This window comes from Arthrobacter sp. 'calajunan' (assembly GCF_046940185.1).
Lineage (GTDB): Bacteria > Actinomycetota > Actinomycetes > Actinomycetales > Micrococcaceae > Glutamicibacter > Glutamicibacter soli.
In genome coordinates this window covers 185,180-210,919 of the sequence record NZ_JBKZDY010000004.1, presented here as the reverse complement: position 1 = coordinate 210,919, position 25,740 = coordinate 185,180, and the positions used below count along the sequence as shown (strand labels likewise).

The following is a 25,740-nucleotide window of genomic DNA, read 5'->3' as shown; positions in this document are numbered from 1 at the left end:
TCATGGCGAAGCTGACCCGCGCCCAGCGCGAGTGGCGCCCGGGCATGCAGAAAAAGCAGCGCTCGGTTAAAACGATGTTCGCCTCCACCGTGCTGGTCTGCGAGGCCCTGCTGGCGGTATTCGTCACGCTGGCGGCCTTCGGGCTCAAGCGCGGCGAGCCGGCGGTGATCCTCAGCCTGGGCGCGGCGGTCGCGGTGCTGTGCATCGTGACCTGCGCGCTGCTGACCAAGAAGATCGGTTTCATCATCGGCTGGGCCCTGCAGGTGGTGTTCTTCCTCAGCGGTTTCATCCTGGTGGACATGTTCTACCTGGCCAGCGCGTTCACCCTGTGCTGGTGGTACGCGCTGTCCAAGGGCGAAAGCATGGACCGCGAGAACACCCAGCGCGCCGCCGCCCAGGAAGCCTGGGACAAGGCCCACCCCGAACAGGCCTAGGCCCGTTCGACCACGAAGTTTCAACCACCGATACGAAGAGGTAGTCACATGACTGAACGTACCCTGATCCTGGTCAAGCCGGATGGCGTCAAGCGCGGCTTGACCGGCCAGATCATCGCCCGCATCGAAGCCAAGGGCTACACCATCGCCGAGCTGAAGCAGGTCACCGCGACCCGCGAAGTGCTGGCCCAGCACTACGCCGAGCACGAAGGCAAGCCGTTCTACGAGCCGCTGGTAGAGTTCATGCTCTCCGGCCCGGTTGTCGCGATTGTGGCCGAGGGCCACAACGTGATCACCGGCTTCCGTTCGCTGGCCGGCACCACCGACCCGACCACCGCCGCTCCGGGCACCATCCGCGGCGACCTGGGCCGCGACTGGGGCCTGAAGGTCCAGCAGAATCTGGTTCACGGCTCGGACTCGGAAGAGTCTGCAGCACGCGAGATCGGCATCTGGTTCGGCAACTAGTTGATGAAACAAGCAATCCCAGGGACCCATCGGGGTCCCTGGGATTGCTTGTTTAAAGGGGATGCCTACAACCAGCCATCGAGGTTGTTGTTGGTTCCGGGAGGAGGGGCTGCCAGCGTGGGGGCCGGGAGGCCGCCGGTGCTGATCGAATCGAAGTCGTCCTTGGAGATCAGGACCACCGATTCATGGTTAGCACCTTGGACGGTGATGACCTCATGGCCGGTCACCACGTTGTCCAGCAGGTGCGGAAAATTCTGTAGGGCTTCTTCATAGCTGAAATTCAGCATGCAGATTCCTCCTGGTGTCATGTGCTCAAAGCGTCGAGGATGGGGCGATGCCTGCACCGTGGATGGAGGCCACGGTACTAAACGGCCAAGTGGCCGTCCGGGGGAGTATGTTCTCTGCACCGCTCCAGGTAATTCACATGAGTCACATTAAACACACAAACATCGGGCAATACAATCTTCAGCATTATTTTGTGACACGAATTGATGAATCCGTGGATTGCCGCTGGCGGTATCGATTCCGCCACGGTGGCAAGGTTTCCAAGATCCGCAGGACGCTGCCCCTGACGCAGCGCGAACCGATGGGACTAGTCCGTGGCGAGCCTGGCGAAGAGCAGCGAGTCGCGGCGACCGGTTGCCGTGCGCTTGTGGGCTCGCAAAAGCCCCTCGTAGCTGAACCCGGATTTTTCAAGCACCCTGCGCGAGGCGGTGTTCTCCGGCGCGCAGGTGGCCTCGATGCGCTGCAGTCCTAGGTCGCTGAAACCAAGGTCGAGCAGGAATCCCGCCACGACAGTTGCCTACCCCCGGCCCCAGCACGTGCTGTTCATGGCGTAGCCCAGTTCTCCGCATGCATGCTGCCCGCTCGCGGTCGATACCGCGCCAGCGCCGATGGCCTCGTTGTCCAGCGTCACCGCAAGGTTCAACGCGCCGGCGGCGGAGGCCATGGCCTCGTTGATGAACGCCTCGGTGTCGGGTCGGGAGTTCGGACCCCAGTCGACGTACCGGCAGACCAGCGGATCCGGGCATAGGCATGCACGGCATCGATGTCCTGCAGGGTGAAGCTGCGCACTGCGAGGCGGCCGCCATTGGGCAACAGGTGTTCTCTGAGCGGTTCCATGCGGTGTTCGGTTTCCCTTTCACGGGTGAGTAGCAGGGTATGGCGCAGGCGGGAGAAAACAAGGGGTCCAGCTTCCGGATGATGGAAGCTCGACCCCTTGGACGTACATAGCGGGCAGTGCGCGGTATTGAACTACTCGGCGGTGTCCTTCACCTCGTCGGAGGCCGGATGAGCAGGCTTGGCTGCTTCCGCCTTGTCCTGAGGCGCCCGCTCCTTGGCGGCCTTCTCCTTGGCGTCGAGGCGTTCGAGTGCGGATTCCTCCTCATCGAGCGCGACCTCCGCGAGGATGTCCTGTTTCGCCTCGACCGCTGGATCCTTCTTCTCGCGTCCTGTCCAGACCTTGATCACGGCCCATGCAGCGGCCGTCAGGGGCACGGCGAGTACCGCTCCGATGATGCCGGCCAGCACGGTGCCGGCGGTCAGCGCCATTAAGACGACCAGCGCATGCAGGCTCAGGGCGTTGGCCATGACGACCGGCTGCAGGAAGTTGCCTTCCAGCTGGTTCACGATGATGACCGCGGCCAGCACGATCAGGGCAACCACCGGCCCGTTGGTGACGAGGGCGACAAGGGTGGCCAGCACGCCTGCTACCGTCGCGCCGACCATCGGCACGAAGGAACCCAGGAAGACGATGACACCCAGCGGGATGGCCAGCGGAACCTGCAGGACCAGCAAGGTGGCGGTGATGCCGATCGAGTCGACTGCCGCCACGATCGAGGTGCCGCGGATGTAGCCGCCGAAGGTGTGCAGCGCGCGGTCGCCGGACAGGATCCACTTGTTGCGGTAGTGCTTCGGGGTCCAGGAGACCGCGAAGGCCCAAATGCGGTCGCCGTCCTTCAAGAAGAAGAACAGGATGACCAGCAGCAGGATTAGCCCGGTGATGAAGCTGCCGGCGGCACTGATCGTATTCAGCGCCCCGGTGCCGAACTGGGAACTGGTCAGGAATCCGGTGACGGTTTGGACTGCCTTGTCGATCTGCTCCTGGTCGATGGTGAACGGAATGTCGACCAGCATTTTCTGGACAATCTCGTTGAGCTGGTTGAAGCCCTGGACCGCCTTGTCGACGAGCGTCGACCATTCGTTGGTGACGGAGAACACCAACCCCGTGCCGATGCCGCCGAGCACGAGCAGGGAACCGAGGAAAACGATCCACGCCGAAAGCAAGGCGTTGAAGACCTTGCGCAGCTTGACAACCAGTGGCCACAACGCGCAGGCGATGATGATAGCCAGCAATGTCGGGATGACGATCGTGGTGAGCCTGAGCATGCCGACGATGATGAACCCGGCCAACGCGCCGACAACCAGGATCTGCGCGCTGCGGATTCCCATGCGTCCAAGCAGGTCGGTCCACAGCCCGCTGACGGTGAATTCCGGCGGCTGCTCGGCGCTTAAGCCTAACGCCGCGTCGGCCTTCACTTTTGGCGCCCTCTCCTTCGTCGAGGGTTTCGCCCTGCGAAACAAACTCATACTCGCTCCTCTATGCCGTTTGTGATAGCTCCAACAATAGGCTAGCGAAATGAATAGCTGGTTGATCAACACCGTGAGGATGATCTTTTGCCAGCTCAGTGATGACTTGCTCGTGCTCTGGGTGGATGATCGGGGCTAGGAACGCGGTCCGAAGTATTCGCTGGCCAGCAGTCCCATGATGATCCGATCGTGGAACTGGCCATCATGGAAGCCAGCCTGGCGTTCGCGTCCTTCTTCGCGGAATCCTGCCCGGTTGAAGGTGCGCAGCGCACGCTCATTGTAGGCCCAGACGCTCAGTCCGATGCGGTTAAGCCCCATTTCGCGGAAACCGAAATCGATAATCATCTTGGTTGCCATGGTGCCGTAGCCCTGGCCCACGTTGGAGCCGCCGATCATGATCATCAGCTCGGCCGAGCGGGCCGGGGCGTTGTAGTTGTACAGCGCCGTGTGGCCGATCAGGGTGTCGTCGGGCAGCGTGATGCACAAGCCCACCCCGTCGGTGGTGCCCCGGTTCAGGCTGCGGCCCTTGAAGAGCTCGGCGGCTTCGGTTCCCGGATGCGGGAGCACCAGGGAGCCCTGCAGCGCCATGAACTCCGGGCTATTCCACCACTGGGTAAGGATTGGCAGGTCATCGTCCTGCAGTTCGCGCAGTCGGATGTGCTCCGAAATCAGCAGATTGATTCCGTAGTCCTGGGCGTTCTCTGTGTTCCATATGTCACTGGCCATGCATCCAATCTACCCTGTTGCGTATTTCACGTTCCTGGAAACGAGCTGCGGCTGGATCAACGTATACGCAACGGAAAAGCTGGTTTGGCTAGGAGTTAAGCTAAAGAATTGCTTCGGTGGGATGCGCTGGACACGCCGGAGTCGCTCACCGGGGCTTGGGCGCGGACTTCGAGTGTTTGCCCAGCCAGAAATCCAGCGCTGCGGACAGCAGGATCCCCAGCGCATAGGCCGCGAGATCCAGCGCAGCGAATCCGGAGCCGAACACCAGATGGGCTGCCGGGAGCATGGAAGCCATCAGCGCTGGCAGGCCGGTGAGCTGCAGGAATTCGATCCCGAAGCACCACAGGAATGCCAGGGAGGCTGGTAGCCACGGGGAACGCCTGACGAAGATGAAGGCGAGCAACACGTAGAACAATGCTGCGTACAGCACCCCGCCGGAGAGGTCTGCGGCCAGCCCGTCGGCCAGGTATCTTGCGCTTAAACCAACGGGGACCATCGCGATGGCGATGATCCCCAAGGTCAGTCGGCGTGCGGAAACACTGCCCATGCTTATCCGAAGAAGGCGTTGGGGAAACGCAGGATGACGGTCGCAGCGACCAGCAGCCACAGGATGGCGGTGATGATCCAGCTCCATTCGCGGAACAGCTTCTTGACTCCGTCGCCGGCGGGGATCACGCCGTTGAGCACGTTGCGTCCGGTGGTGAAGACAAAGAGCGGGATGACCATGGTCCACACGACCATGCAGTAGAGGCACAGGGCGTTGATTTCGTACAGTGCCTGGTACCAGAACCAGATGACCAGGCCCAACGCCGCGGTGATGCCCAGCTGGAAGCAGATCCAGAACCAGCGCTGCAGCTTGGTGGCCCCGGCCAGCAGCGTGAAGCCGATGGTCACCACGACGGCGAAGCAGACGATGCCGAAGAACGGGTTGGGGAACCCGAAGATGCCGGCCTGCTCGGTCTTCATGACCGTGCCGCAGGAAATCCATGGATTGACGTCGCAGCTGGTGACGTAGTCGGGATTCTTGTAGAGTTCGATCCGCTCCAGAACCAGGATTCCGGCCGCGACCCAAGCGATGAAGCCGGTGATGATGGTGAACAGGCCGAACCCGCGATCCCTCGCCCACCAGGGCAACACGCCCGGGGCCTGTTGATTTTCAAGTGATGAAACCATGCTTTGACTATTCCATATGTTCCTAGGAAAGCGGATGTCTCCGCCGTGTGCGTTCTCATCCTAGAAAGATTTTCTGTGCAACGGATATGTGCCCGTGAACGCGATGTGAACGAAATATGAGAGAATGGGAATGGTTGTTCGCGGATCCACAGTCTGCTTTCAACCCAACGAGAGACTTTCGAAACGACAGATCGTCAGGCGATGCATCGCTTCGGTTGAGTGCCCAATATGTGCGCCTCCCGAGGGAATACCGCGGATCGAAGGGCTGCAAAGGAAAGCAGCTGGTTTGAAAGGGCCGCGTTGAGCCGCAGTTGCTGCGTCGGGATCGGTAAACCGGACCCGCGGCGTGGATAGCTGCGGAATATATAGAGCTTTTGCGTCCGGCCGACTCATAGAAGAAGGCCGAGCCGCACGTCATGATTGTAGATTCAGCCAAGGCGCCGTCTGTGGAGGATGCCGACGTTGGACATTAGTAGGAGTACGCGAAATTAAATGAGCGCATCAAATCAGCGAAAGGGTGGGGCGCAGGGAAACAAGCGAGGCAATCGTTCGACGCGCGCCCGCCGCACCCAGGTGTCCACCACTCCGGCCCGTCCTTTGCGCCGTGCCATGACCTTGGCAGAGCTGAACGCCGCTGCCGGCGTCGAGGATACCCAGTACCGCTGGCGGGCCACCCGCCGCACCCAGGTGTCCACCCCTGACTCCAGCAAGCGCGCCAGCCGCCAGGCTGACCGCCGCGCCCAGAGCGCGCGCAGCGCAGCCGCCGACGAGGCAGTGAACGAGCAGGCTGCCAAGCAGCAGGCAGCCGAGGCCGCCGCTTCCGAGCAGCCGCAGGATTCGGCCGCCGAAACCGTCGAGGCGGCCGCACCGGCAGCTTCGCTGGAAACCGTCGAGGCCATCGCCCAAGCAGCCATCGAGGCCGAGGCGCACGCCGAGCCCGAAGACCGCACCGGCGCGTTGCTGGCCGAGCACGGCAACACCATGATCATGAACCCGTTCGCGATCCCAGAATCGGCCCACTCGGTGCTGGCCCAGGCCGTCGCGAAGAAGACCCGCACCACGCCGCGCCCTGAAGCCGAGGAGCAGTCCGACGGCGAAGACGTCACCTCGCGCCGCCGTCGTCGCCGCCGCCGCGGAGACGTGGACCTGGAACTCGAAGGCGGCTCGCAGGACGATCCGCCGAACACCGTCACCCGTGTCCGCGCCCCGCGCGCCGGCATCGAAAGCCACGCCAGCGTGAACAACAAGGTCGCCTCGGTGCGCGGTTCCACCCGCCTGGAAGCCAAGCGCCAGCGCCGCCGCGAATCCCGCGAGACCGGCCGCCGCCGCCAGGTGATCACCGAGGCCGAGTTCCTGGCGCGCCGCGAGTCGGTTGAGCGCAAGATGATTGTGCGCCAGCGCGAGGACCGCATCCAGATCGGCGTGCTGGAAGACGGCGTGCTTGCCGAGCACTTCGTGTCCAAGACCCAGCAGGATTCGCTGATCGGCAACGTCTACCTGGGCAAGGTGCAGAACGTGCTGCCGTCCATGGAGGCCGCCTTCGTGGACATCGGACGCGGGCGCAACGCCGTGCTGTACGCCGGCGAGGTCAACTGGGACGTGGCAGGCCTCGAAGGCCAGCCGCGCCGCATCGAGAACGCCCTGAAGGCCGGCGACTCGGTCCTGGTGCAGGTCACCAAGGACCCGGTGGGCCACAAGGGCGCCCGCCTGACCAGCCAGGTCTCCCTGCCGGGCCGCTACCTGGTGTACGTGCCGGGCGGCTCCATGACCGGCATCTCCCGCAAGCTGCCCGACGTCGAGCGCCAGCGTCTGAAGAAGATCCTGAAGGACCACCTGCCGGAGAACGCCGGCGTGATCGTGCGCACCGCAGCGGAAGGCGCCTCGGAAGAGGAGCTGACCAATGACATCAACCGCCTGCGTGCCCAGTGGGAAGGCATCGAGGAGCAGTCGACCTCGACCAAGACCCTGGCCCCTGAGCTGCTGTACTCCGAGCCTGATCTGACCATCAAGGTCGTCCGCGACGTCTTCAACGAGGACTTCACCAAGCTGATCGTCTCCGGCGAGCAGGCCTGGGACACCATCGAGGCCTACGTCATGTACGTGGCGCCGGATCTGATGGGCCGCCTGGAAAAGTGGGAGCAGGACGAGGACATCTTCGCCAACTACCGCGTGGACGAGCAGATCGCCAAGGCGCTGGACCGCAAGGTCTTCCTGCCTTCGGGCGGTTCTCTGGTCATCGACCGCACCGAAGCCATGACGGTGATCGACGTGAACACCGGCAAGTTCACCGGTTCGGGCGGCAACCTCGAAGAGACCGTCACCAAGAACAACCTGGAAGCGGCCGAGGAAGTCGTGCGCCAGCTGCGCCTGCGCGACATCGGCGGCATCATCGTCATCGACTTCATCGACATGGTCCTTGAATCGAACCGCGACCTGGTGCTGCGCCGACTGGTCGAGTGCCTGGGCCGCGACCGCACCAAGCACCAGGTGGCCGAGGTGACCAGCCTGGGCCTGGTGCAGATGACGCGCAAGCGCATGGGCACCGGCCTGCTGGAAGTCTTCGGCGAGGAGTGCGAGCACTGCGCCGGCGCGGGTGTCATCACCCACGAGGAGCCTGTTGAATCCCGCAAGTCCTTCAACTCGCATGGCGAGAGCCATTCGAAGAAGTACGCCGAGAAGCCTTCGCGCAACCGCCGCCGCCGCGGCGGGGACAAGGACGAGAGCAAGCCGGTAGAGCAGGAGCACACCGAGGTCGTCGAGGAGAAGACCGAAGCCACGCGCCATGCCCTGGCCAACATCGCCGCGGCCTCGCACCTGGATCACCCGGCCGAGCACGCCGTGAAGATCGGCGACGACGAGGTACCGATGCCGAAGCACGTCGAGACCGGCTCCGCCGACTCGTCCCTCACCCTGGAATCGCTGGAAGCAGCGCTGCCGGAAGGCGAAGGACAGGGCGAGCAGTCCGACTCCGGGCGCAAGCCACGGCGCCGCTCCCGTTCCCGCGGCCGCAACCGCGGCCAGGACGAGCAGCAGGGGGCCGAGTCCCAGACCGAAGAGCAGCAGGCTGCCGCCGAGCCGGAGAACGCAGCAGAACAGGTTTCCTCGAAGCCTGCCCGCAGCCGTTCGCGCCGCGCCTCGCGTCCGCAGGAGGCCTCCTCGGGGGAGCAGCCGGTCCTGACCGGCCTGGCCCTGCCGGCTTCCCAGGCCCCCGTTACCGAGCAGACCGCAGCACCTGCTGCGCCTGCCGCCGCCGCTTCGGCGGCCCCACAGAGTTCCACCAAACCAAAGCGACGCAGCCGTCGGGCCACCTCGGTCCAGGGCAATGCGAACGCGGCGGTGGAAGTGGTCGAGGTATCCGCTGCTACCGGTTCGGTAGTCCAGATGGATACCGCCAGTTCACGGGCTGAAAAGCCTGCCGAACCGGCCGGTGCTCCGGTCATGTTCGGTGTCGGAGTTCCGGTCCGCGAACTGAAATAGATGAACTTGGTCACGGTTCACCCACTGGGGCAGTTTGTATTTGCCCCAGTGGCGTGGACTAGCGTAATCTAGTTGATCGGTGCTAAACGCCAAGATCACGGACTTTTGGTCCGCTCGGCGTCAAGGCACAAGCGCATGAGATCCCTGCGTAACGGACCTGAACAAGGTTTGCGGGTTGATTTCTGCGCCGGTAAGACAATAAACGTCGAGTAGAAGTGAGTACCCACGTGGTGTACGCAATTGTCCGCGCAGGCGGCCACCAGGAAAAGGTTTCCGTTGGAGACCTGATCACCGTTGACCGTCTTCAGGCTGCCCCAGGTAGCTCCATTGAGCTTCCTGCCTTGCTGCTGGTGGACGGCGAGAAGGTAACTTCCGCCGCTGCCGACCTGGCTAAGGTCAAGGTCACCGCCGAGGTCGTTGAAAACCTCCGCGGTCAGAAGATCGTTATCCAGAAGTACAAGAACAAGACCGGTTACAAGAAGCGCCAGGGTTTCCGTGCTGCTCTGACCAAGGTCAAGGTCACCTCGATCGCCTAATTAGGCGCTCGTACTATCCATTTTTTGTAGCGAAAGAGGCTAAATCATGGCACATAAGAAAGGTGCGAGTTCCACTCGCAACGGTCGCGATTCCAACGCACAGTACCTGGGCGTAAAGCGCTTCGGTGGTCAGGAAGTCAAGGCAGGCGAAATCATCGTTCGCCAGCGTGGCACCCACTTCCACCCAGGCGCCGGCGTAGGCCGCGGCAAGGACGACACCCTGTTCGCTCTGGCTGCCGGTGCAGTCGAGTTCGGCACCCGTCGTGGTCGCCGCGTGGTGAACATTGTGGCTGCTGCCTAACTCAGGCACGCAACAGCATTTTTAGTACACAAGGGGTGGGCCGATTCCGGTCCGCCCCTTGCGTGCGTAGATAGACTTTTAAGCGAGCAAAAGTTCGCACCCCTTTTCTAGGAGTAGATGGCCCCGTGGCTGCATTCGTTGATCGCGTTACCCTTCATGCCACCGCAGGCAACGGTGGTCACGGTTGTGTGTCCATCAAGCGTGAGAAGTTCAAGCCGCTGGGCGGCCCCGACGGCGGCAACGGCGGCAACGGCGGCGACATCATCCTGCGTGTCGACCCGCAGGTCACCACGCTGCTTGACTTCCACCACCTGCCGCACCGCAAGGCCGGCAACGGCGAGCCGGGCAAGGGCGGCCTGCGCCCGGGCAAGCAGGGCCAGGACCTGATCCTGGGTGTGCCTGCAGGCACCGTCATCAAGACCCGCGACGGCGACATCCTCGCCGACCTGGTCAACGTGGGCGATGAATTCCTCGCCGCCGCCGGCGGCCAAGGCGGGCTGGGCAACGCCGCGATCGCCTCCGACAAGCGCAAGGCCCCGGGCTTCGCGCTGCTGGGTATTCCCGGCCAGGAGCAGGACGTCGTCATGGAGCTCAAGTCCGTGGCCGACATCGCGCTGGTGGGCTACCCTTCGGCCGGCAAGTCCTCGCTGATCGCCGCGGTTTCCGCCGCGCGCCCTAAGATCGCCGACTACCCGTTCACCACCCTGGTGCCGAACCTGGGCGTCGTGCAGGCCGGCGAGGTCCGCTTCACCGTGGCCGACGTGCCGGGCCTGATCCCTGGCGCCTCCGAGGGCAAGGGCCTGGGCCACGAGTTCCTGCGCCACGTCGAGCGCTGCGCGGCCATCGTGCACGTGCTGGACTGCGCCTCGCTGGAATCCGACCGCGACCCGATCACCGATCTGGAGACCATCGAAGCCGAGCTGGCCAACTACGAGGCCGACTCCACCTTCACCGGCACCGACGGCACCATCGTCCCGCTGGTCGAGCGCCCCAAGCTGGTGGCCCTGAACAAGGTCGACATGCCGGACGGCAAGGACATGGCCGACTTCGTGCGCCCGGAGCTGGAGAGCCGCGGCTACCAGGTCTTCGAGATCTCCGCGCTGGCCCGCGACGGCCTGCCCGATTTGTCCTTCGCGATGGCCAAGCTGGTGGAGGAGGCCCGCGCCTCGCGTGTCGTGGAAACCCCTGTGGTCGAGGTGCCGGTGATCCGCCCGCGCTCGGTCAACAAGCGGGAATTCTACATCCGCCGCGAAGAGCAGAACCTCGAACCATTGTGGCGCGTCATCGGCGAGAAGCCGGAGCGCTGGATCATGCAGACCGACTTCCGCAACGACGAGGCCGTCGGCTACCTGGCCGACCGCTTGGCCAAGCTCGGCGTGGAGACCCAGCTGTTCAAGGCCGGCGCCAAGCCGGGCGACGCGGTGGTCATCGGCGTGGAGGAGAACTCCGTGGTCTTCGACTGGGAGCCGACCATGGCCGCCGGCGCGGAGCTGCTGGGCAGCCGCCGCGGCGAGGACGTGCGCCTGGAGGACCGCGGCGCCCGCAAGACCCGCGAGGAGAAGCGCGCTGAGCACGAGGACCGCAAGGCGGCCAAGGCCGCTGCCCGCGACGAGCTGGAGGCAGAGCGCCGCGCAGGCATCTGGACCGAGTCCGTGCATGCGAAGGCCGCTGAGCGCAAGGCCAAGCAGCGCGCCCAGGAAGACCAGTGAACACCACCAAGACCCTCTCCGCGGTGTCCTCCCGCGCCCAGCTGCCCCAGGCCAAGCGCCTGGTCGTCAAGGTGGGCTCCAGCTCGCTAACCACCGTGGAAGGCGGCATCTCCCAGGAGCGGCTCGACTTCCTGGTGGATACGCTCTCGCGCACGGTGGCCGCGGGCACCGAGGTGGTGCTGGTGTCCTCGGGCGCCATCGCCGCCGGCCTGGCTCCGCTGGCGCTGGCCAAGCGCCCCAAGGACCTGGCCACCCAGCAGGCGGCCGCCTCGGTGGGGCAGGGCCTGCTGCTGGCGCAGTACACCGCGCAGTTCGCGCAGCAGGGGATCACCGTCGCCCAGGTGCTGCTCACGGCCGATGACCTGATGCGCCGCACCACCTACACCAATGCGCTGCGCGCGCTGGTGCGGCTGCTGAACCTCGGGGTGCTGCCGATCGTCAACGAGAACGACACGGTCGCCACCCACGAGATCCGCTTCGGCGACAACGACCGCCTGGCCTCGCTGGTGGCCCACCTGGTCAAGGCCGATGCGCTGCTGCTGTTCTCCGACGTGGACTCCGTCTACGATGCGCATCCCGCCCAGGGCGGCAGCCGCATTCCGCTGGTCGGCCACCCGGACGAGATCAGCGCCATCGACCTGGGCACCTCGGGTTCCTCGGTGGGCACCGGAGGCATGATCACCAAGGTGCAGGCCGCCACGCTCAGCGCTTCGGCCGGCATCCCGGCCCTGGTCACCTCCACCGCCAACGCCGCCCGCGCGCTGGCCGGCGAGGACGTGGGAACCTGGTTCGCCGCGCGCAACACCCGCCGCTCGGCCCGCGACGTCTGGCTGGCCCACCTCGCGGTGGCCCACGGCCGGCTGATGCTGGACGCCGGCGCGGTGCGCGCCATCCGCAGCGGCGAGAAGTCGCTGCTCGCCGCAGGCATCACCTCGGCTACCGGGGACTTCGAAGCCGGGGACGCGGTGGAGATCTGCGACGCCTCAGGAACCGTGGTGGCCCGCGGCCTGGTGAACTACGCCGCGCTGGAACTGCCGGCAATGTTCGGCCGCTCCACCTCCACGCTGCTGGCCGACCTCGGCGAAGGTTACGAAAAACCGGTAGTACATGTCGATGACTTGGCGCTGATCTAGGTTTCGGAACCTACAATGGGTGCATGACCCTCACCGTTTCCGAGACCGATGCAGCCGTCCACAAGCTGGCCGACCGGGCCCGCCGCGCCTCGCGCGTGCTGGCCCGCGCCAACCGCGACTGGAAGGACAAAGCCCTGCGCGCCATTGCGGCGTCCATCGACGCCAACCGCGCAGGGATCATCGCCGCGAATGCCAAGGACCTTCAGGCCGGCAAGGCCAACGGGACCTCGGCGGCGATGCTGGACCGCCTGAAGCTGGATGCTCCGCGCATCGATTCGCTGATCTCCGCCTTGCACGAACTGGCCGGCCTGCCCGATCCGGTCGGCCGCGTCGTGCGCGGTGAAACCCTGCCCAACGGCCTGCGCATGCGCCAGGTCAACGTGCCCATGGGAGTCATCGGCACCATCTACGAAGCCCGTCCCAACGTCACCGTGGACATCGCCGGTTTGTCGTTGAAGAGCGGCAACGCGGTCTTGCTGCGCGGCGGCTCGGCGGCCCTGAACTCCAACCTGGCGCTGGTCGGCTTCATCCGCGACGCCCTGGAATCCGTGTCGCTGCCCCGCGACCTGGTCATCTCCGTGGACGAATACGGCCGCGAAGGCGCCGACGCCATGATGGGGGCCCGTGGCAAGATCGACGTGCTCATCCCGCGCGGCGGGCGCGAGCTGATCCAGCGGGTGGTCACCACCGCCAAGGTGCCGGTCATCGAAACCGGCGAGGGCAACGTTCACATCTACCTGGATGAGAGCGCCGACCTGGAAATGGCCACCGACATCCTGCTCAATGCCAAGACCCAGCGTCCGAGCGTCTGCAATACCGTGGAAACCCTGTTGATCCACCAGAATGCCGCGGCCGCCGCCGGCGTGCTGCAGGCCTTGGCGGCCGCCGGGGTCACCCTGCACGCCGAGGAACGCGCCGCCCAGCTGGTGCCGGAGATTGCCACGGTGCAGGCGGGGGAGGACGACTGGGCCAACGAGTACCTCGACCTTGACATCGCGGTGAAGGTGGTGGACGACATGGACCAGGCGCTGGAGCACATCCGCGCCTACTCCACCGGCCACACCGAGGCGATCATCACCTCCTCGCTGCGCAATTCAGAGCGCTTCATCGCTGAAATCGACTCCGCCGCGGTCATCGTCAACGCATCGACCCGCTTCACCGATGGCGGCCAGCTTGGCCTGGGCGCCGAAGTTGGCATCTCCACCCAGAAGATGCACGCCCGGGGACCCATGGGACTGGCCGAACTGACCACGACCAAGTGGATCGTCCAAGGCGACGGACATGTCCGTAAATAGTTTCTGACCGCCTAATTCGGTACCATGTAGAAGAACGTTACCGTGACCTTTCGGGCCACTGCCCGGGCTAGCCCCCGACGCGGCAGGCAACGAGGAAAACAACTGGAGAAATATCTTGAACGCGCTGATTATGGCTTCCGCAGCCGCAAGCACCACTGGGTTGGATTCGCATACCTGGGCCCTGATCATTGGCGGCGGCATCTTCCTGGCATTTATGCTGTTGCTGCTGGTCACTGTTTCGTACACCAACGTAGGCCTGCGCCACGAAATCAAGCCTGACGATTTCGACGAGCACCGTCAGTTCAAGACCCACGCTGAGCACCACTGATCTTGGCGGACGAACAAGTCAAGAACCGCCCATTGCGCCTCGGCGTGATGGGCGGTACTTTTGACCCCATTCACAACGGCCACCTGGTTGCCGCGAGCGAGGTCGCCGCGGAATACGACCTGGACGAAGTGGTTTTCGTGCCTACGGGCGAACCTTGGCAGAAGGCCGACCGCAGCGTCACCGATGCCGAGCACCGGTACCTGATGACCGTCATCGCCACGGCGTCGAACCCGCGCTTCACCGTCAGCCGCGTGGATATCGACCGCGAGGGCGCCACCTACACCCGTGATACGCTGCTCGACCTGCGCGCCCAGCGCCCCGACGCCGAGCTGTTCTTCATCACCGGTGCCGACGCCATGAGCCAGATCATGAGCTGGCGGGACATCGACCAGGTCTGGGACCTCGCGCATTTTGTAGGCGTTAGCCGTCCGGGGTACGTGATTTCCGATTTGGGCCGGGACAACGTCTCCCAGCTGGAGATTCCTGCACTGGCGATTTCCTCCACCGACTGCCGCGAACGCGTCGCCGAGGACAAGCCCGTCTGGTACCTGGTACCCGATGGTGTGGTGCAGTACATTGCAAAATATGGGCTCTATACCGAGTCGTAACCTCACATTGAGCCGTAATACACGGCATAATCGATTAAGGTGACGGTATTTGTCTATGCGGTCGGGAGTAGCACCAGATGAGCGATAACTCGCAGCCAGTTTCCAGTAGGCGGGCATTGCGTGAAAAGCGACGCGCCGAAATGGAGGCGCTGCTCGCCAATAGCAAGGCTGAACAGGCCGCCAAGGAACAGGCGGACAAGAAGGCCAAGGCTGAATCCGCCAAGACCGATTCCAAGAGCTCTTCTGCTCCGGCTAAACCCGTACCATCTGCATCGAAGCCTGCTGATTCCAAGCCTGCGCCTGCCAAGACAACGGAATCCAAGCCTGCCGCCAAGCCGGCAACTGCTGCCAAGAAACCGGCAGCCAATTCCGGTACCCCGAAGGCTCCCGCGAAGCCTGCCGAGAAAACCCCGGCCGCCAAATCTGCGCCCAAACCCCAGCCGGCCAAGACGGCAGCCTCCAAGCCTGCGGCACCTAAGCCCGCTGAAGCCAAATCAGCACCGGTCAAGAGCGCACCGGACAAGCCGGCGCAGTCCAAGCCCGAAGAGAGCGAGACTGCCGCTTCCAAGGCAGCTGCATCTACTCCCGCAGCGCAGAAGCCTGAAGCATTGGGGGAGCGCGCCTCATTGCGTCGCGCCCGTGACCGCGAAGCCTTGCGTGAGCGCCGCCGCCTTCAGGAAGAAGTCGGCTCGCTGACAAGCCATGTCCCAACCGTGGAGCCTGCCGATGATCCGAAGCCGCTGACCCGCCGGCAGCTGCGCTTGCAGGCATTGGCCGACCAGAACAAGGGAGCCGCTACGGCCAAACCTGTCCAGGCTGCCAAGCCTGCAAAGCAGCCAGGAGCGGAGGGCGCGCCTGATACAACTGTCATGAGCGTCGAGGACGCGTTGGCCGCACGACGTGCACACGACCCGAAATCTCCGGTCGAACCAATCCTGCTGGGCGAAGACGACTCCGAAATCGATCTTGAAGTTCTGGCCCATCAGCGCGAAATGGCTGCGCGTGCCGCAATTATTTCGCGCCGTGCTGCCGAGCGTGAGCGCCTGCGCGTGGAAAATTCCAAGCAGGGCAAGGAAGAAGTTGCTTCCGACCCATTCACTGGCGCGATGGGCAACATTCGCGAAGTCGAAGAGCGGATCGCCAAAACTGGTATCTCCGGGCCGAAAACCGAAAGCGTCTCGCTGTCGTTGGATGCCCAGGGAAAGATCGCTTCCAAGCCTCCCGTGAAGCCCGCCGCCAAGCCTGCGCCGAAGCCTGCAGCGAAAGCTCCTGCCAAACCTGCACCGAAACCGGCGGCAGCCAAACCAGCTGCAAAGCCAGAGCAAAAGCCTGCTGCGAAACCGGCTCCAAAGCCGGGTCCGTCCGCGAAGCCGACACCGGTTGCCAAGGCCCCTGTCGCGGCCAAGCCCGCGCCGGCATCAGCGTCCGAAAACAAGGTCGTCGAACTACCTCGTATCGAGGCAGTTGATGCCCAAGGTCTACAGCCGCTTGACGTGCAGACTCACGGTGTACGCCGTGCCAATAACATGCTTATCGCCATGATCGTGGCCTTGGGCGTTGGCGGCGCGGCCCTAGTGGCCGGCCTGATCATGTTGTTGACCAACTAGTTTTTATAGGACAATTAAGTCCTTGATCCACCCCTTCCTAAAGGAGACACCCAACTTCATGGGCGCACACGCAGACTCAATTGCCCTCGTGCATACCGCGGCACTGGCCGCCGCAGAAAAACTTGCCGAGGATATGGTCGCACTCGACGTGGCCGAACGTTTGGGCATCACCGATGCCTTCCTGATCGTCTCCGGCGGTTCCGAGCCTCAGGTCAATGCCATTGTGGACGAGATCCAGGCCAAGGTGATCGAGAAGTTCGACCTGCGCCCCGTTCGCCGTGAAGGCTTCGGCCTCGGCCGCTGGGTGCTGCTCGACTACGGAGACGTGGTAGTTCACGTACAGCACCAGGAAGACCGGGTCTTCTACGCGCTGGAGCGCTTGTGGTCCGATTGCCCGGTGATCGAGCTGCCTGCTGCCGACGGCAAAAAGAACTAGTCGAGATGGATTTGCATCCTGTTCAGACATTCATTTATGATAGATGAGTTGCATGATCAGGTAGCGATCCTCACGGGGGTATGGCGCAGTTGGTAGCGCGTCTGCATGGCATGCAGAAGGTCAGGGGTTCGAATCCCCTTACCTCCACAAATGTGAAGAGTCGAGAGAACCTTGACAAAATTTGATCAGAATCCCCCGGCCATCGGCCGGGGGATTTCTGCTTATCCGGCCAGTAGTTCCGGGCCGGGTCGATCAGGTGCCGGCTGAGGATTTCCGAGGTCTGCGGGTCCAGCACGGTGACTTCTTCGGTGTCGATCAGCATCACCACTTTCTTGCGTCCGTGGATATTGCGGACCCCCAGGTGGCGCAGTTTCCCGTCGTGTCTCAGGGTCACTTTCCCGTCCTTGTCGATGTGGTTGTGGCAGTTCCGGAACTCGCGGTTGCGGGTCACATCGATCTGATTCAGGGTTTTCCGCGCGCCACGAATCGGTTGTAGTCCATCGCGGCACCGACCCAGAAAGACAGTGGACCACCTTCGCTCAATGCGTCCGCTGCGATTTCGATCCACCCCGGCGCCATTTCGCGACCAGATCCCATGAGTGCTTTTGTTGCCTCCGGCCGTTCCAGATACTCTTCGAGCTGATCGGTATTGACGCGTACAAGCAGGGTCCCGCCTTTTCGAACGCTCACGACCATCTTGCCATTCACCATGATTGACCTGCCTCCAAACATCGATACTTCGCGAAGTTCCGGTTCGTCGGCCAGCAGGCTACGGATGCGCTGGACGATCACAGTCTGCTCGGGCGTCATCTCGTCTACCTCGGCTAAATCCGCTTGGGAGGACCGTAGGAGAGCCGATCGAAGATCAGAATGTTCTCTACAATTTTGCCGTCAGTGATGGTGAATAATTCTGCTGCGGGTGCTGTGGAAGTCGCAGCAGTCTGGGGGTAATAGAACAGCGCCACGCGGTCCCCGTCGACGAACTCCGCGATCTCCCCAATGCCGACGAGCGTCGGAGCAAAACCGGCGATAAAGCTCCTGTAGGCGTCTTTGCCCTGGAAATCCGCCCCGGGGGATCGGCAGGTGATGTCATCGGAGACGTAGCTCATCGCCAAATCCACATTGCCGCTGGTCCACGCACGGTGGTAGTCCAGCACGATGTTGTAGGCGCTGTCCTACTTCATGAGACGCTCCCTGCTCGAAAGTGTGGATGCGGATGCAATGTTTCCGTGATGCAGTGGCTCCCAATAATATTCTCTGAAATCGACTTCGACACCGACTTGCGTGAATCATGTCAACAACATTTCCTGTCCAGCCGTTTGCCACGAGAGACTTTGGCATTGCTGGAAGATCCGTGGGCCAACACCTATTGACAGCGCAGCTGACGGAGTTGATCATTCAATACATGAAGTGTAATCCCGGGGGTGACATATCTCTGGACAGTTTCGATGTTCGTGCTGATCCGGAATGGTTACGTGTGCTCGCACATCGCCAGCGCGAACCAGTTGCTGTCCTGGAAGCTGTAATTGAGCGATTTCGCGCGGCCGGTGTCACCCCAGGAAGTGTTGAGTCCCATCTCCAGGATGCCGGGGATCGACTCTACGCGGCCGCTGCTTCCGGACGGGTTTCGTGGGCCGCTGAATTTGGGGGAGACCGCGTAGTCGCTCTTATCGCTGCGGAAGTTAGCGCACTTGCTTCACATCTAGTCGCTCGCGCGGCGGGCATACGTGCAGCCAGCATTGAAGCGTTGCTGGAGGAATACAGCGCAGTCACCGTGGCCAGCTCTCTGGGTGTGGCCAGGCAGAAAGTCTACGAACTCGCCAAAGGCAGTGTAGGCACCGACTTCATAAAAACCACGCCGTGGAGCTCGAAATGAATGAGATGAACGAAGCTGTAGATCTGCCAGATTTCTCGAAGAAAAAGTTCTTGCATCCCCTCGACGTGGCGGAGGCACGCGCACTTTACTTGCGTGGATGGTGGTTTGCACGATTGAATTCAGTACCGGTGCTTGTCGCCATTGGGGCAGTCGTATGGGTCGCCACGAACGATCTGTTTGCGGCCCTAGTCGCACCCGCTGGATCCCTGGCCATCGGCTTGCTCTCAAGCCGTTGGTTTATTGCTCGAGCGTGGGATTACATCCCGCGCAAGCGCCAACTCAACGAGGGAGCAGGGAGGTGGCGGGTAATCGCATCCGTTATCGATGCTGTTGCGATCTTGGTTATTGCAGCAGTAGTGATTGTCTCGATTCAAACTGCCGCGCCGGACCCTGGCGTCATTGCGTTCGCAACTGGTTCGGGCATCGGTGTTGCGCTGGTACAGGCCACAGAGCTGTTTGCAGGGTGGAAGCATGGTGCGGAGAACTTGGAAACCGCTAAGCGACTCATTCTGTTGGCCGCCGTTGTCGTGGCAACGGCGACCGTTGGATTGATACGACTCGGTACGGTGTGGGGCGCCTGGACCATCGGAACCGTTGCGATGGGCGCCGTGACCGTAGTGGCCGCCCAGACAATTTTCTGGCTTGCGTCAACCACACTCCATCGTGGCCGCTTGGCGTAGAATTCCACCGGCCGGTCGGTAACCCGTTCAGCCTTCCGCGCCTGGGGGCTGCGGTCGTGAATTCCCGGGCGCGCAGCGCCGTTTCGGAGACTAGTCCTACGAGGCAGATTTGCGGCTGACCATCTCAGTGATCCAGATGGGTGCGAAAGGCGAGGTGCATCCCGGAGGTGTTGGATAATCGGCCAGGACCTGCAGATCCTCGCCGATTTGCAGGGCGCGCGACCGCAATGGCTCATGTTCGATACCGATTTGGGCCAAGGTGTTGTTCATCGCCCACTGCAAGCGTTCGGGTGCTGTCTTCATTTCGGCTTCGACAGTGTCCAGCAAATTCGTAAGCTCCAGATTCTCCGGTGCCTTGACGACCTGATGCGCGGTCAATTCCCAGCCGGCACTGGCAACAATTGGGTCCGCGTCCTCAACGAGCATCCTACGGAGGTCTTCCAGATGCTTGCTTTTCTTCACCACGTAATTCACGAACCAGCCTTGGACCTTCGGAGTCCTGGCTTCACGGAGCCATCGCTCCAAATCATCAAGGGTGAATACGCGCGGCTTGCAGATCAGGATGGCGACCAGTCGGGTGGCCGTCTCACGGGTTGCCCAGAGCTGCTCCGCCAATTCCTGATTGCTTTTCAGGGCTTTCGCCAGGCCGCGAAGCTTGGTGAGATTCACGCCGAGGTCATCACCATGCTTTTCATTGACTGCACGCATGCGCGGGTCGTCCAACTCGGCGAGAGCCGTTTGAACCTCGGCCACCGTGCTCTGCGGCGTCAGGACAGTGCTCATGACTTGCTCCTTGAGTTTCCTTGGGTTATTTGCGCGAGGCCAGGACCACCGGCTGGCGAAGTATGGTACGAAGCTTCTCTGGTTGAACTCGACGAGGGTCGGAGAGGTAGATCTCGTGATGCTTCCCGCTCAGGTCCATGCCTTGCTCATTGATGAATTCATGCATTCGAGCCAATACGGGTGCTTCATCGTCATAGGAGCCGATGTGCAGCACCTGGACACAACTGCCTTCGGAAAGGCATCCAAGCCGGATCTTGTCTCCGGCGGGAAGTTCGCCCGAGGACTGTGCGGTGTCCAACGCCTGCGCGACGTCATCCGGGCCAAGCCATTCGGGAACCATCAGCATCATCGTCCAGTCCCACTGGGACTTGTCCCGCGCCACCGTGAACGATTCCATCTGCTCGGCCCACCAGAGACCTTCCAATGGCGGCATCACATAGTCCCGACCCGCCAGCTTGCTGGCGAACTTTAGTTTGTAGGCCACCGGGTAGAGGGTCTTCAGTGCGTCCTGGTAAGCCTGTGCGGTGTTCGGGTCACCATGTCCATCAATCATGAGATACTGCATCTGCGGCACATCGATGGACTGGAACGTCTTGGGCGCATGATAGGAATCGGTCTTCTTGAAATCGATCTTGTCCATCAGAACCACTTTCTCCATTTGAAGACACCATAAAGCCCGGCGGCAAACAGCACCATGCCCCCGATCGCCACGGGGTACCCCAGCGCCCAATGCAACTCCGGCATGTTGTCGAAGTTCATGCCGTAGATGGCGGCAATGAGCGTCGGAGCGAACAAGATTGCCGCCCAACCGGAGATCTTCTTCATGTCCTCGTTCTGGCGCTGGGCCACCAGCGTGGAGTTCACGTTGAGGATCTGGGACAGCGCGTCCCGGTACTCCTGCGTTTGGGTGTGGGCGCGGGTCAGGTGGTCCGAGACATCCTGGAGGTAGGTCTGCAGTTCGCCGGGCACGTTGTACTTCTCGAAGCCGGAAGCCAGCGAACGGACGACCTCGCTGAGAGAGGAGGTCGCATGCTGCATGTCGATGACTTCCTGGCTGAGCCGGTAGATGCGCTCGGTGACCGTGGCATCGCCGCCGAATACCTGCAGCTCGATTTGCTCCTTGTCGATGCCGAGTCCCTGCAGGGCAGGGACGTAACCGTCGACAATTTCGTCCAACAGCCGGTAGAGAATCGCTTCGGCCCCCAACTTCAACAACGCCTGGTTTGCCAGAAGCTGCTTGTCCAGAACCGCCTGGCTGCCGCCTATGTCCTCGGCCCAGTCGCGCCCCGGGGTCCCATCAATCCAGCGGTTATCCTGGCACAGGATCGCCAGCGCGCCGGGTCGAAGCAGCACATGGAATTCCGAAAGCTCGACTTCTTCGGCCTCGTCAAGGTACAACGCAGATCGGACGACCAGCAAAGTCACGTCCCCGTAGCGTTCGAGCTTTGGACGCTGCCCGGCATGGAGCAGGTCGTCAACTAAAACTGGGTGCAGCTGCCAAGCCCGAGCCAACTCGTGGATGTCTTCGCGAGCGGGGGCCGGGTAGATTCCCAGGCCAACCCGATTTGCCTCCGGCTGGGAGAATTCCAGCACCGACGCGATATCGGCATCCTTGGGAGCTTCAACGATCGCTCCATCTTGGATGAAACGGAAGATGGCCGGTACGCGGCTTGGCGTGCGGTGCTTCGGCGACCAGCGGGGGAGACTACCTGCCAAGGGACGAGACCCCACTCTCTTTGCTCGGTTCTCTATCGAACCTGCCGACGTTTGATTGTGGAAGCGCATGATACGAAAACAGCCGGGCTCATGATTCATGAACCCGGCTGGGAATCCGTGGAGCTAAGGGGAATCGAACCCCTGACCTCTTCATTGCGAACGAAGCACTCTACCAACTGAGCTATAGCCCCCTACTGGGTAAACACTACTCCGATGGGCTTTCAACGCAAAACCGGGCGCGCCCATGATTCAGGTTCCTGAGCCCGCCAGCCGCAAATGCGAAGCCGACTACGGCACCCAGGGCGTCGATGGAATCACTCAGCGTTCCTGGCCTTGGAAGTAATCCCGTTGGGCGGGGTAGTAGTCATCCCAGACGGGAAGCGGCCCACCCGTGATTGAAGCGAGCAACTGGTCGAGGTAGTACTCCCAGCCCGGTCCAATGTCCCCGACTGCTCCTGGCAGGAGTCCATGGTGCACAAAACGCAGCTCGGTCGCGTGGGCTGCTGCGGTCAACTCGATGGACAGATCCCATGAGCCGGATTCATCGATGGTCTGGACCCGCAGGAAATTCGGGGCCCGGCATTCGGCGATGACGACGTCTGACCAGGAACTGCCTTGTTCGAAGCCCATCTGAAGCTTGATGGTCTGCCCCTGGGCCCCGGTTCCTTCCCACCGTCCGATCCATCGAGCTGTGCTTTCGGGCTCGGTGAGTGCCGCCCATGCCTCCTGAAGTCCAACAGGAAGCATTCGTGTCAGGGCAAGGTCGATTCCGTTCGCATTTTTCTCCACGCGCCCGGTGGGTTTCGGTGTTCTCATGCCGGCTCCTCGGTGATGATCGCTGCTGCGAGCCATATGGGTTCTCTCCGTGCTTGTTCGCGCTGAACTCGGAACCTCGGTGAGAGCTGTAGAGCCAAGGGTAACGAGTCGAGCTCGAAATGTCTGCAGCTTGAATGAATCTGCCGTTGCGGTAGGTTTTTGAATCCGGGTAAAGAAAAATCTCAGGATGCTGGTGCATCCTGAGATTAATTTTCGTGGAGGTAAGGGGATTCGAACCCCTGACCTTCTGCATGCCATGCAGACGCGCTACCAACTGCGCCATACCCCCGTGAGGATTGCTACCTGATGAGGCAACTTGATAATCATAGAACACAATTCCGGGAACGCGAAATCGGGCATCGCGCCAAGTGAAAACCACCTTGAAAGCGACAATGGCTCCGACCCGCAGTGCGGATCGGAGCCATTGGCCATGGGACCTAGGCGACCTCGTCGACGTGCTCTACGTCGATCACTTCAGGTACGTTGCGCAGCGCGATCTTGGAAACGATCCAGATCACTGCGGTCAGTCCCGCGGTCAGCAGTAGCTGGGTGCGGGCTGCCGCATCGGTCATGGAGACACCGATGATGCCTGCCAAGACCACCATGGTCGCGATGGACAGGTACGGGAATCCCCACAGGCGCACCGGCAGGTGCTCGCCGTTCCGGTCGGCGCGGCGGCGCAGGATGTACTGCGTGACAGCGATGAATGACCAGATCACGATGATCGTGGAGCCGACCACGTTCAGCAGGATCGGCATGACCTTCTCCGGCCAGATCCAGTTCAGGCCAACGGCCAGGAAGGAGAAGGCAACGGAGCTGATCACGGCCTTGGCGGGAACGCCCTTGCCGGTCACGTGGGTTACTGCCACCGGGGCCAGCTTGCGCTTGCCCAGCGAATACAGCATGCGCGAGGAGCCGTAGATGTTGGCGTTCATGGCCGAGAGCAGCGCGATGACCACTACGGCGTTCATGACGACCTCGACACCCGGGACGTTCAGCACGCTGAGCACCGCGGCGAACGGCCCGGTCACGATGGCCGGATCATTCCACGGCACCACGGCGACGATGACCAGGATGGAGCCCAGGTAGAAGACCAGGATTCGAGCCATCACCGAGCGCACCACGCGCTTGATGTTGTCAGCCGGGTCGTTGGACTCGGCCGCGGCGATGGCAACCACTTCGGTGCCGCCGAAGGAGAAGATCACGATCAGCACTGCGGCGGCGATGCCTGCCATGCCGCCCGGGGCGAAACCGCCGTGCGCGGCCAGATTGCCCAGGCCCACCGGCTGATCGGTCGGGATGATGTAGCTGAGCACCAGAGCGCCGAGCACCAGGAAGGCGATGATCGCCGCGACCTTGATGACCGCGAACCAGTATTCGAAGCGCCCGTAGTTGCGCACGCCCAGCAGGTTCGCGCCGGACAGGGCGATCACGAAGAGCAGGACCCAGCCCCACTGCGGGACGCTGGGGAACCATCCGGCGACGATGGCCGCGGCGCCGGTGGCCTCGGCGGCCACGACCACAACCAGCTGGACCCAGTACAGCCAGCCCAGGGTGCTGCCGGCCGATCGTCCCATCGCCTTGTGGGCGAAGGTGCTGAACGCGCCGGAGGACGGGTTGGCGGCGACCATCTCGGCCAGCATCGCCATGATGACGATGATGACGGTGCCGGCCAGCAGGTAGGAGACCAGCACGGCCGGGCCGGCAATGGAGATCGCCTGGCCGGAGCCGACGAACAGGCCGGCGCCGATGGCGCCGCCAAGGCCCATCATGGAGATCTGGCGGCGGGTCAGCCCCGCATGCAGATGCTGCTGCGACTGGTCCTTCAATGCCGCGCTCACGCGATGGCACCTTCGGCTGCGGCCACGGCGGCGGAATCGGCACCCAGCGCTGCCAGCACGCGGTCCACGTCCAGCTCGAAACCGGAGGAGATGCGCAGGCCCTCGCCCGGGAAGGCCCGGGCGACCACGCCGCCGGCCTCAAGGCGGGCCTCGATGTCAGCGGTGGCGTCGCCGGCGGCGATCCATACGAAGTTGGCTTCGGACGCGACGACCGGGTAGCCGGCGGCGGCCAGGCCCGCGTACATGCGCTCGCGCTGCGCGACGACCTCGTTGATGCGCACGGCCAGCTCGTCGGCGGCTTGCAGCGAGGCGACTGCCGCGCGCTGGGCCAGATCCGAGACGCCGAACGGGATGGCGACCTTGCGCAGGTTCTCGGCCACCTCCAGCGGGCTGATGGCGTAGCCGATGCGCAGGCCGGCCAGGCCGTAGGCCTTGGAAAAGGTGTGCAGCACCGCGACGTTTGGGTTCTTCTTGAACAGCTCCACGCCGTCGGCGCGCACTGCCGAGCGGTCGAAGTGTACGTAGGCCTCGTCGATCACGATCAGCACATCGCGCGGCACGGCGGCGATGAAGCGCTCCAGCGCCTCGGCTTCCACCACGGTGCCGGTCGGGTTGTTCGGGTTACAGATGAAAATCAGACGGGTCTTCTCGGTGACCGCGGCCAGCATGGCATCCAAGTCGTGCTTGGCGTCGGCGTCCAGCGGCACCTCGACCGGGGTTGCCCCGGCGATGCGCACCAGCGACGGGTAGGCCTCGAAGGAGCGCCATGCGTACATGACCTCATCGCCCTCGGCGGCGACCGCATGGATCAGCTGCGCGGCCACCTCGACGGAGCCTGCGCCCAGGGTCAGGTGCGCCGGATCCACGCTGTGCAGCGCGGCCAGTTCCGCAGTGACCTGCGGGGCGGCGATGCTCGGGTAGCGGTGGATGCTCTGGATCCCGTCGCGGATGGCGTCGAGCACCGACGGCAGCGGCTCGTGCGGCGACTCGTTGGACGAGAGCTTCGAGGCTCCAGCGGCGGCGGGCTTTCCCTGCTTGTAAGCGGGGACTGCCTGCAAGGAAGGGCGCTGGTGAAGGGTCATGGGTTCCTCTCTGAAGACCATGGGCACAAATGGGGGTGCGGGTGGCCCCGCTCATATCCTCGCGTGTCGCGATTCACAAGCTTCGACTCTAGAGTGGCAGATCAGGCCGTTTCAATCGCCGCGCGCACC

At 62.9% G+C, this 25,740-nt stretch carries 27 protein-coding genes, 3 tRNA genes and 1 pseudogene; 15 read left to right on the top strand and 16 right to left on the bottom strand.

The features are described from left to right. Positions 1–2 precede the first annotated feature (2 nt). Complete coding sequence (locus RF641_RS08175) at positions 3–434, top strand: DUF4233 domain-containing protein (protein ID WP_113606350.1); 432 nt, start codon at positions 3–5, stop codon at positions 432–434. A gap of 48 nt (positions 435–482) precedes the next feature. Continuing rightward, positions 483–899, top strand: a complete 417-nt coding sequence (gene ndk / locus RF641_RS08170) for a nucleoside-diphosphate kinase (RefSeq protein WP_047119281.1) — start codon at positions 483–485, stop codon at positions 897–899. 65 nt (positions 900–964) lie between these two features. Here the strand turns inward: ndk and RF641_RS08165 are convergent, their stop codons facing one another. From RF641_RS08165 to RF641_RS08140, 6 genes and pseudogenes are all read right to left on the bottom strand, one after another. Next, complete coding sequence (locus RF641_RS08165) at positions 965–1,186, bottom strand: type II toxin-antitoxin system Phd/YefM family antitoxin (RefSeq protein ID WP_181728007.1); 222 nt, start codon at positions 1,184–1,186, stop codon at positions 965–967. A 305-nt stretch (positions 1,187–1,491) separates the two neighbouring features. Then, positions 1,492–1,920: pseudogene (locus tag RF641_RS08160) on the bottom strand (GNAT family N-acetyltransferase); the annotation flags it as partial. A 233-nt stretch (positions 1,921–2,153) separates the two neighbouring features. Then, positions 2,154–3,437 carry an AI-2E family transporter gene (locus tag RF641_RS08155; protein WP_368733667.1) on the bottom strand — a complete coding sequence of 428 codons (1,284 nt, stop codon included), beginning with the start codon at positions 3,435–3,437 and terminating at the stop codon, positions 2,154–2,156. 186 nt (positions 3,438–3,623) lie between these two features. Beyond that, on the bottom strand, positions 3,624–4,214 hold the full coding sequence (locus tag RF641_RS08150; RefSeq protein ID WP_047119278.1) for a GNAT family N-acetyltransferase: 591 nt from the start codon (positions 4,212–4,214) through the stop codon (positions 3,624–3,626). Positions 4,215–4,359: 145 nt separating this feature from the next. Next, positions 4,360–4,761, bottom strand: a complete 402-nt coding sequence (locus tag RF641_RS08145) for a DUF2809 domain-containing protein (protein WP_183043096.1) — start codon at positions 4,759–4,761, stop codon at positions 4,360–4,362. A 2-nt stretch (positions 4,762–4,763) separates the two neighbouring features. Then, positions 4,764–5,387, bottom strand: a complete 624-nt coding sequence (locus RF641_RS08140) for a vitamin K epoxide reductase family protein (RefSeq protein WP_120989342.1) — start codon at positions 5,385–5,387, stop codon at positions 4,764–4,766. A gap of 609 nt (positions 5,388–5,996) precedes the next feature. On the opposite strand from RF641_RS08140, the gene RF641_RS08135 reads away from it, so the two are divergent. From RF641_RS08135 to RF641_RS08085, 11 genes are all read left to right on the top strand, one after another. After that, on the top strand, positions 5,997–8,864 hold the full coding sequence (locus RF641_RS08135; RefSeq protein WP_424573020.1) for an Rne/Rng family ribonuclease: 2,868 nt from the start codon (positions 5,997–5,999) through the stop codon (positions 8,862–8,864). A 227-nt stretch (positions 8,865–9,091) separates the two neighbouring features. Then, positions 9,092–9,400, top strand: coding sequence for a 50S ribosomal protein L21 (rplU, locus tag RF641_RS08130; RefSeq protein WP_047119274.1), 309 nt, complete (start codon positions 9,092–9,094; stop codon positions 9,398–9,400). Between the two features lie 46 nt (positions 9,401–9,446). Then, positions 9,447–9,701 carry a 50S ribosomal protein L27 gene (gene rpmA / locus RF641_RS08125; RefSeq protein WP_022875303.1) on the top strand — a complete coding sequence of 85 codons (255 nt, stop codon included), beginning with the start codon at positions 9,447–9,449 and terminating at the stop codon, positions 9,699–9,701. 125 nt (positions 9,702–9,826) lie between these two features. Beyond that, on the top strand, positions 9,827–11,410 hold the full coding sequence (gene obgE / locus RF641_RS08120; RefSeq protein WP_424572946.1) for a GTPase ObgE: 1,584 nt from the start codon (positions 9,827–9,829) through the stop codon (positions 11,408–11,410). After that, positions 11,407–12,543: a glutamate 5-kinase gene (gene proB, locus RF641_RS08115; protein WP_113606343.1), complete on the top strand. Its 1,137-nt coding sequence runs from the start codon at positions 11,407–11,409 to the stop codon at positions 12,541–12,543. The genes obgE and proB overlap by 4 nt, the downstream gene beginning before the upstream one ends. A gap of 23 nt (positions 12,544–12,566) precedes the next feature. Next, positions 12,567–13,838, top strand: coding sequence for a glutamate-5-semialdehyde dehydrogenase (locus RF641_RS08110; protein ID WP_424572945.1), 1,272 nt, complete (start codon positions 12,567–12,569; stop codon positions 13,836–13,838). Between the two features lie 115 nt (positions 13,839–13,953). Next, complete coding sequence (locus tag RF641_RS08105) at positions 13,954–14,166, top strand: hypothetical protein (protein WP_047119270.1); 213 nt, start codon at positions 13,954–13,956, stop codon at positions 14,164–14,166. A gap of 2 nt (positions 14,167–14,168) precedes the next feature. Next, positions 14,169–14,774, top strand: coding sequence for a nicotinate-nucleotide adenylyltransferase (gene nadD, locus RF641_RS08100; protein ID WP_082123911.1), 606 nt, complete (start codon positions 14,169–14,171; stop codon positions 14,772–14,774). 116 nt (positions 14,775–14,890) lie between these two features. Continuing rightward, positions 14,891–16,381 carry a hypothetical protein gene (locus RF641_RS08095; protein WP_424572944.1) on the top strand — a complete coding sequence of 497 codons (1,491 nt, stop codon included), beginning with the start codon at positions 14,891–14,893 and terminating at the stop codon, positions 16,379–16,381. 58 nt (positions 16,382–16,439) lie between these two features. Continuing rightward, the gene (gene rsfS / locus RF641_RS08090; RefSeq protein WP_047119269.1) at positions 16,440–16,817 is read left to right on the top strand and encodes a ribosome silencing factor; all 378 of its coding nucleotides are present in this window, start codon (positions 16,440–16,442) and stop codon (positions 16,815–16,817) included. A gap of 74 nt (positions 16,818–16,891) precedes the next feature. After that, positions 16,892–16,964: transfer RNA gene (locus tag RF641_RS08085), tRNA-Ala, on the top strand. Between the two features lie 315 nt (positions 16,965–17,279). Here the strand turns inward: RF641_RS08085 and RF641_RS08080 are convergent. Together RF641_RS08080 and RF641_RS08075 are read right to left on the bottom strand one after the other, a co-directional pair. Then, positions 17,280–17,627, bottom strand: coding sequence for a TfoX/Sxy family protein (locus tag RF641_RS08080; protein ID WP_424572943.1), 348 nt, complete (start codon positions 17,625–17,627; stop codon positions 17,280–17,282). Positions 17,628–17,641: 14 nt separating this feature from the next. Next, positions 17,642–17,974: a nuclear transport factor 2 family protein gene (locus tag RF641_RS08075; protein WP_280524245.1), complete on the bottom strand. Its 333-nt coding sequence runs from the start codon at positions 17,972–17,974 to the stop codon at positions 17,642–17,644. Between the two features lie 197 nt (positions 17,975–18,171). On the opposite strand from RF641_RS08075, the gene RF641_RS08070 reads away from it, so the two are divergent. Next, positions 18,172–18,693, top strand: coding sequence for a hypothetical protein (locus RF641_RS08070; RefSeq protein ID WP_147407181.1), 522 nt, complete (start codon positions 18,172–18,174; stop codon positions 18,691–18,693). Next, positions 18,690–19,373 (top strand): hypothetical protein, encoded by a 684-nt coding sequence (locus tag RF641_RS08065; protein ID WP_424572942.1) that lies wholly within the window; start codon positions 18,690–18,692, stop codon positions 19,371–19,373. The genes RF641_RS08070 and RF641_RS08065 overlap by 4 nt, the downstream gene beginning before the upstream one ends. A gap of 96 nt (positions 19,374–19,469) precedes the next feature. On the opposite strand, the gene RF641_RS08060 is transcribed toward RF641_RS08065, so the two are convergent. From RF641_RS08060 to hisC, 8 genes are all read right to left on the bottom strand, one after another. After that, a complete protein-coding gene (locus RF641_RS08060) occupies positions 19,470–20,156 on the bottom strand; it encodes a DNA alkylation repair protein (RefSeq protein ID WP_120989348.1) in 687 nt (228 codons plus the stop codon). A 25-nt stretch (positions 20,157–20,181) separates the two neighbouring features. After that, positions 20,182–20,796, bottom strand: coding sequence for a GyrI-like domain-containing protein (locus RF641_RS08055; RefSeq protein ID WP_047119265.1), 615 nt, complete (start codon positions 20,794–20,796; stop codon positions 20,182–20,184). Beyond that, positions 20,796–21,872: a magnesium and cobalt transport protein CorA gene (locus tag RF641_RS08050; RefSeq protein WP_424572941.1), complete on the bottom strand. Its 1,077-nt coding sequence runs from the start codon at positions 21,870–21,872 to the stop codon at positions 20,796–20,798. The genes RF641_RS08055 and RF641_RS08050 overlap by 1 nt, the downstream gene beginning before the upstream one ends. A 118-nt stretch (positions 21,873–21,990) precedes the next feature. Next, a tRNA-Ala gene (locus RF641_RS08045) sits at positions 21,991–22,063 on the bottom strand. A gap of 127 nt (positions 22,064–22,190) precedes the next feature. Beyond that, positions 22,191–22,688, bottom strand: coding sequence for an SRPBCC domain-containing protein (locus RF641_RS08040; RefSeq protein ID WP_424572940.1), 498 nt, complete (start codon positions 22,686–22,688; stop codon positions 22,191–22,193). A 216-nt stretch (positions 22,689–22,904) separates the two neighbouring features. Further along, positions 22,905–22,977 (bottom strand) — tRNA-Ala (locus tag RF641_RS08035). 148 nt (positions 22,978–23,125) lie between these two features. Beyond that, positions 23,126–24,529 (bottom strand): amino acid permease, encoded by a 1,404-nt coding sequence (locus RF641_RS08030; RefSeq protein ID WP_424572939.1) that lies wholly within the window; start codon positions 24,527–24,529, stop codon positions 23,126–23,128. Continuing rightward, a complete protein-coding gene (hisC, locus tag RF641_RS08025; protein WP_424572938.1) occupies positions 24,526–25,611 on the bottom strand; it encodes a histidinol-phosphate transaminase in 1,086 nt (361 codons plus the stop codon). Before hisC ends, RF641_RS08030 begins: the two co-directional genes overlap by 4 nt. Positions 25,612–25,740 lie beyond the last annotated feature (129 nt).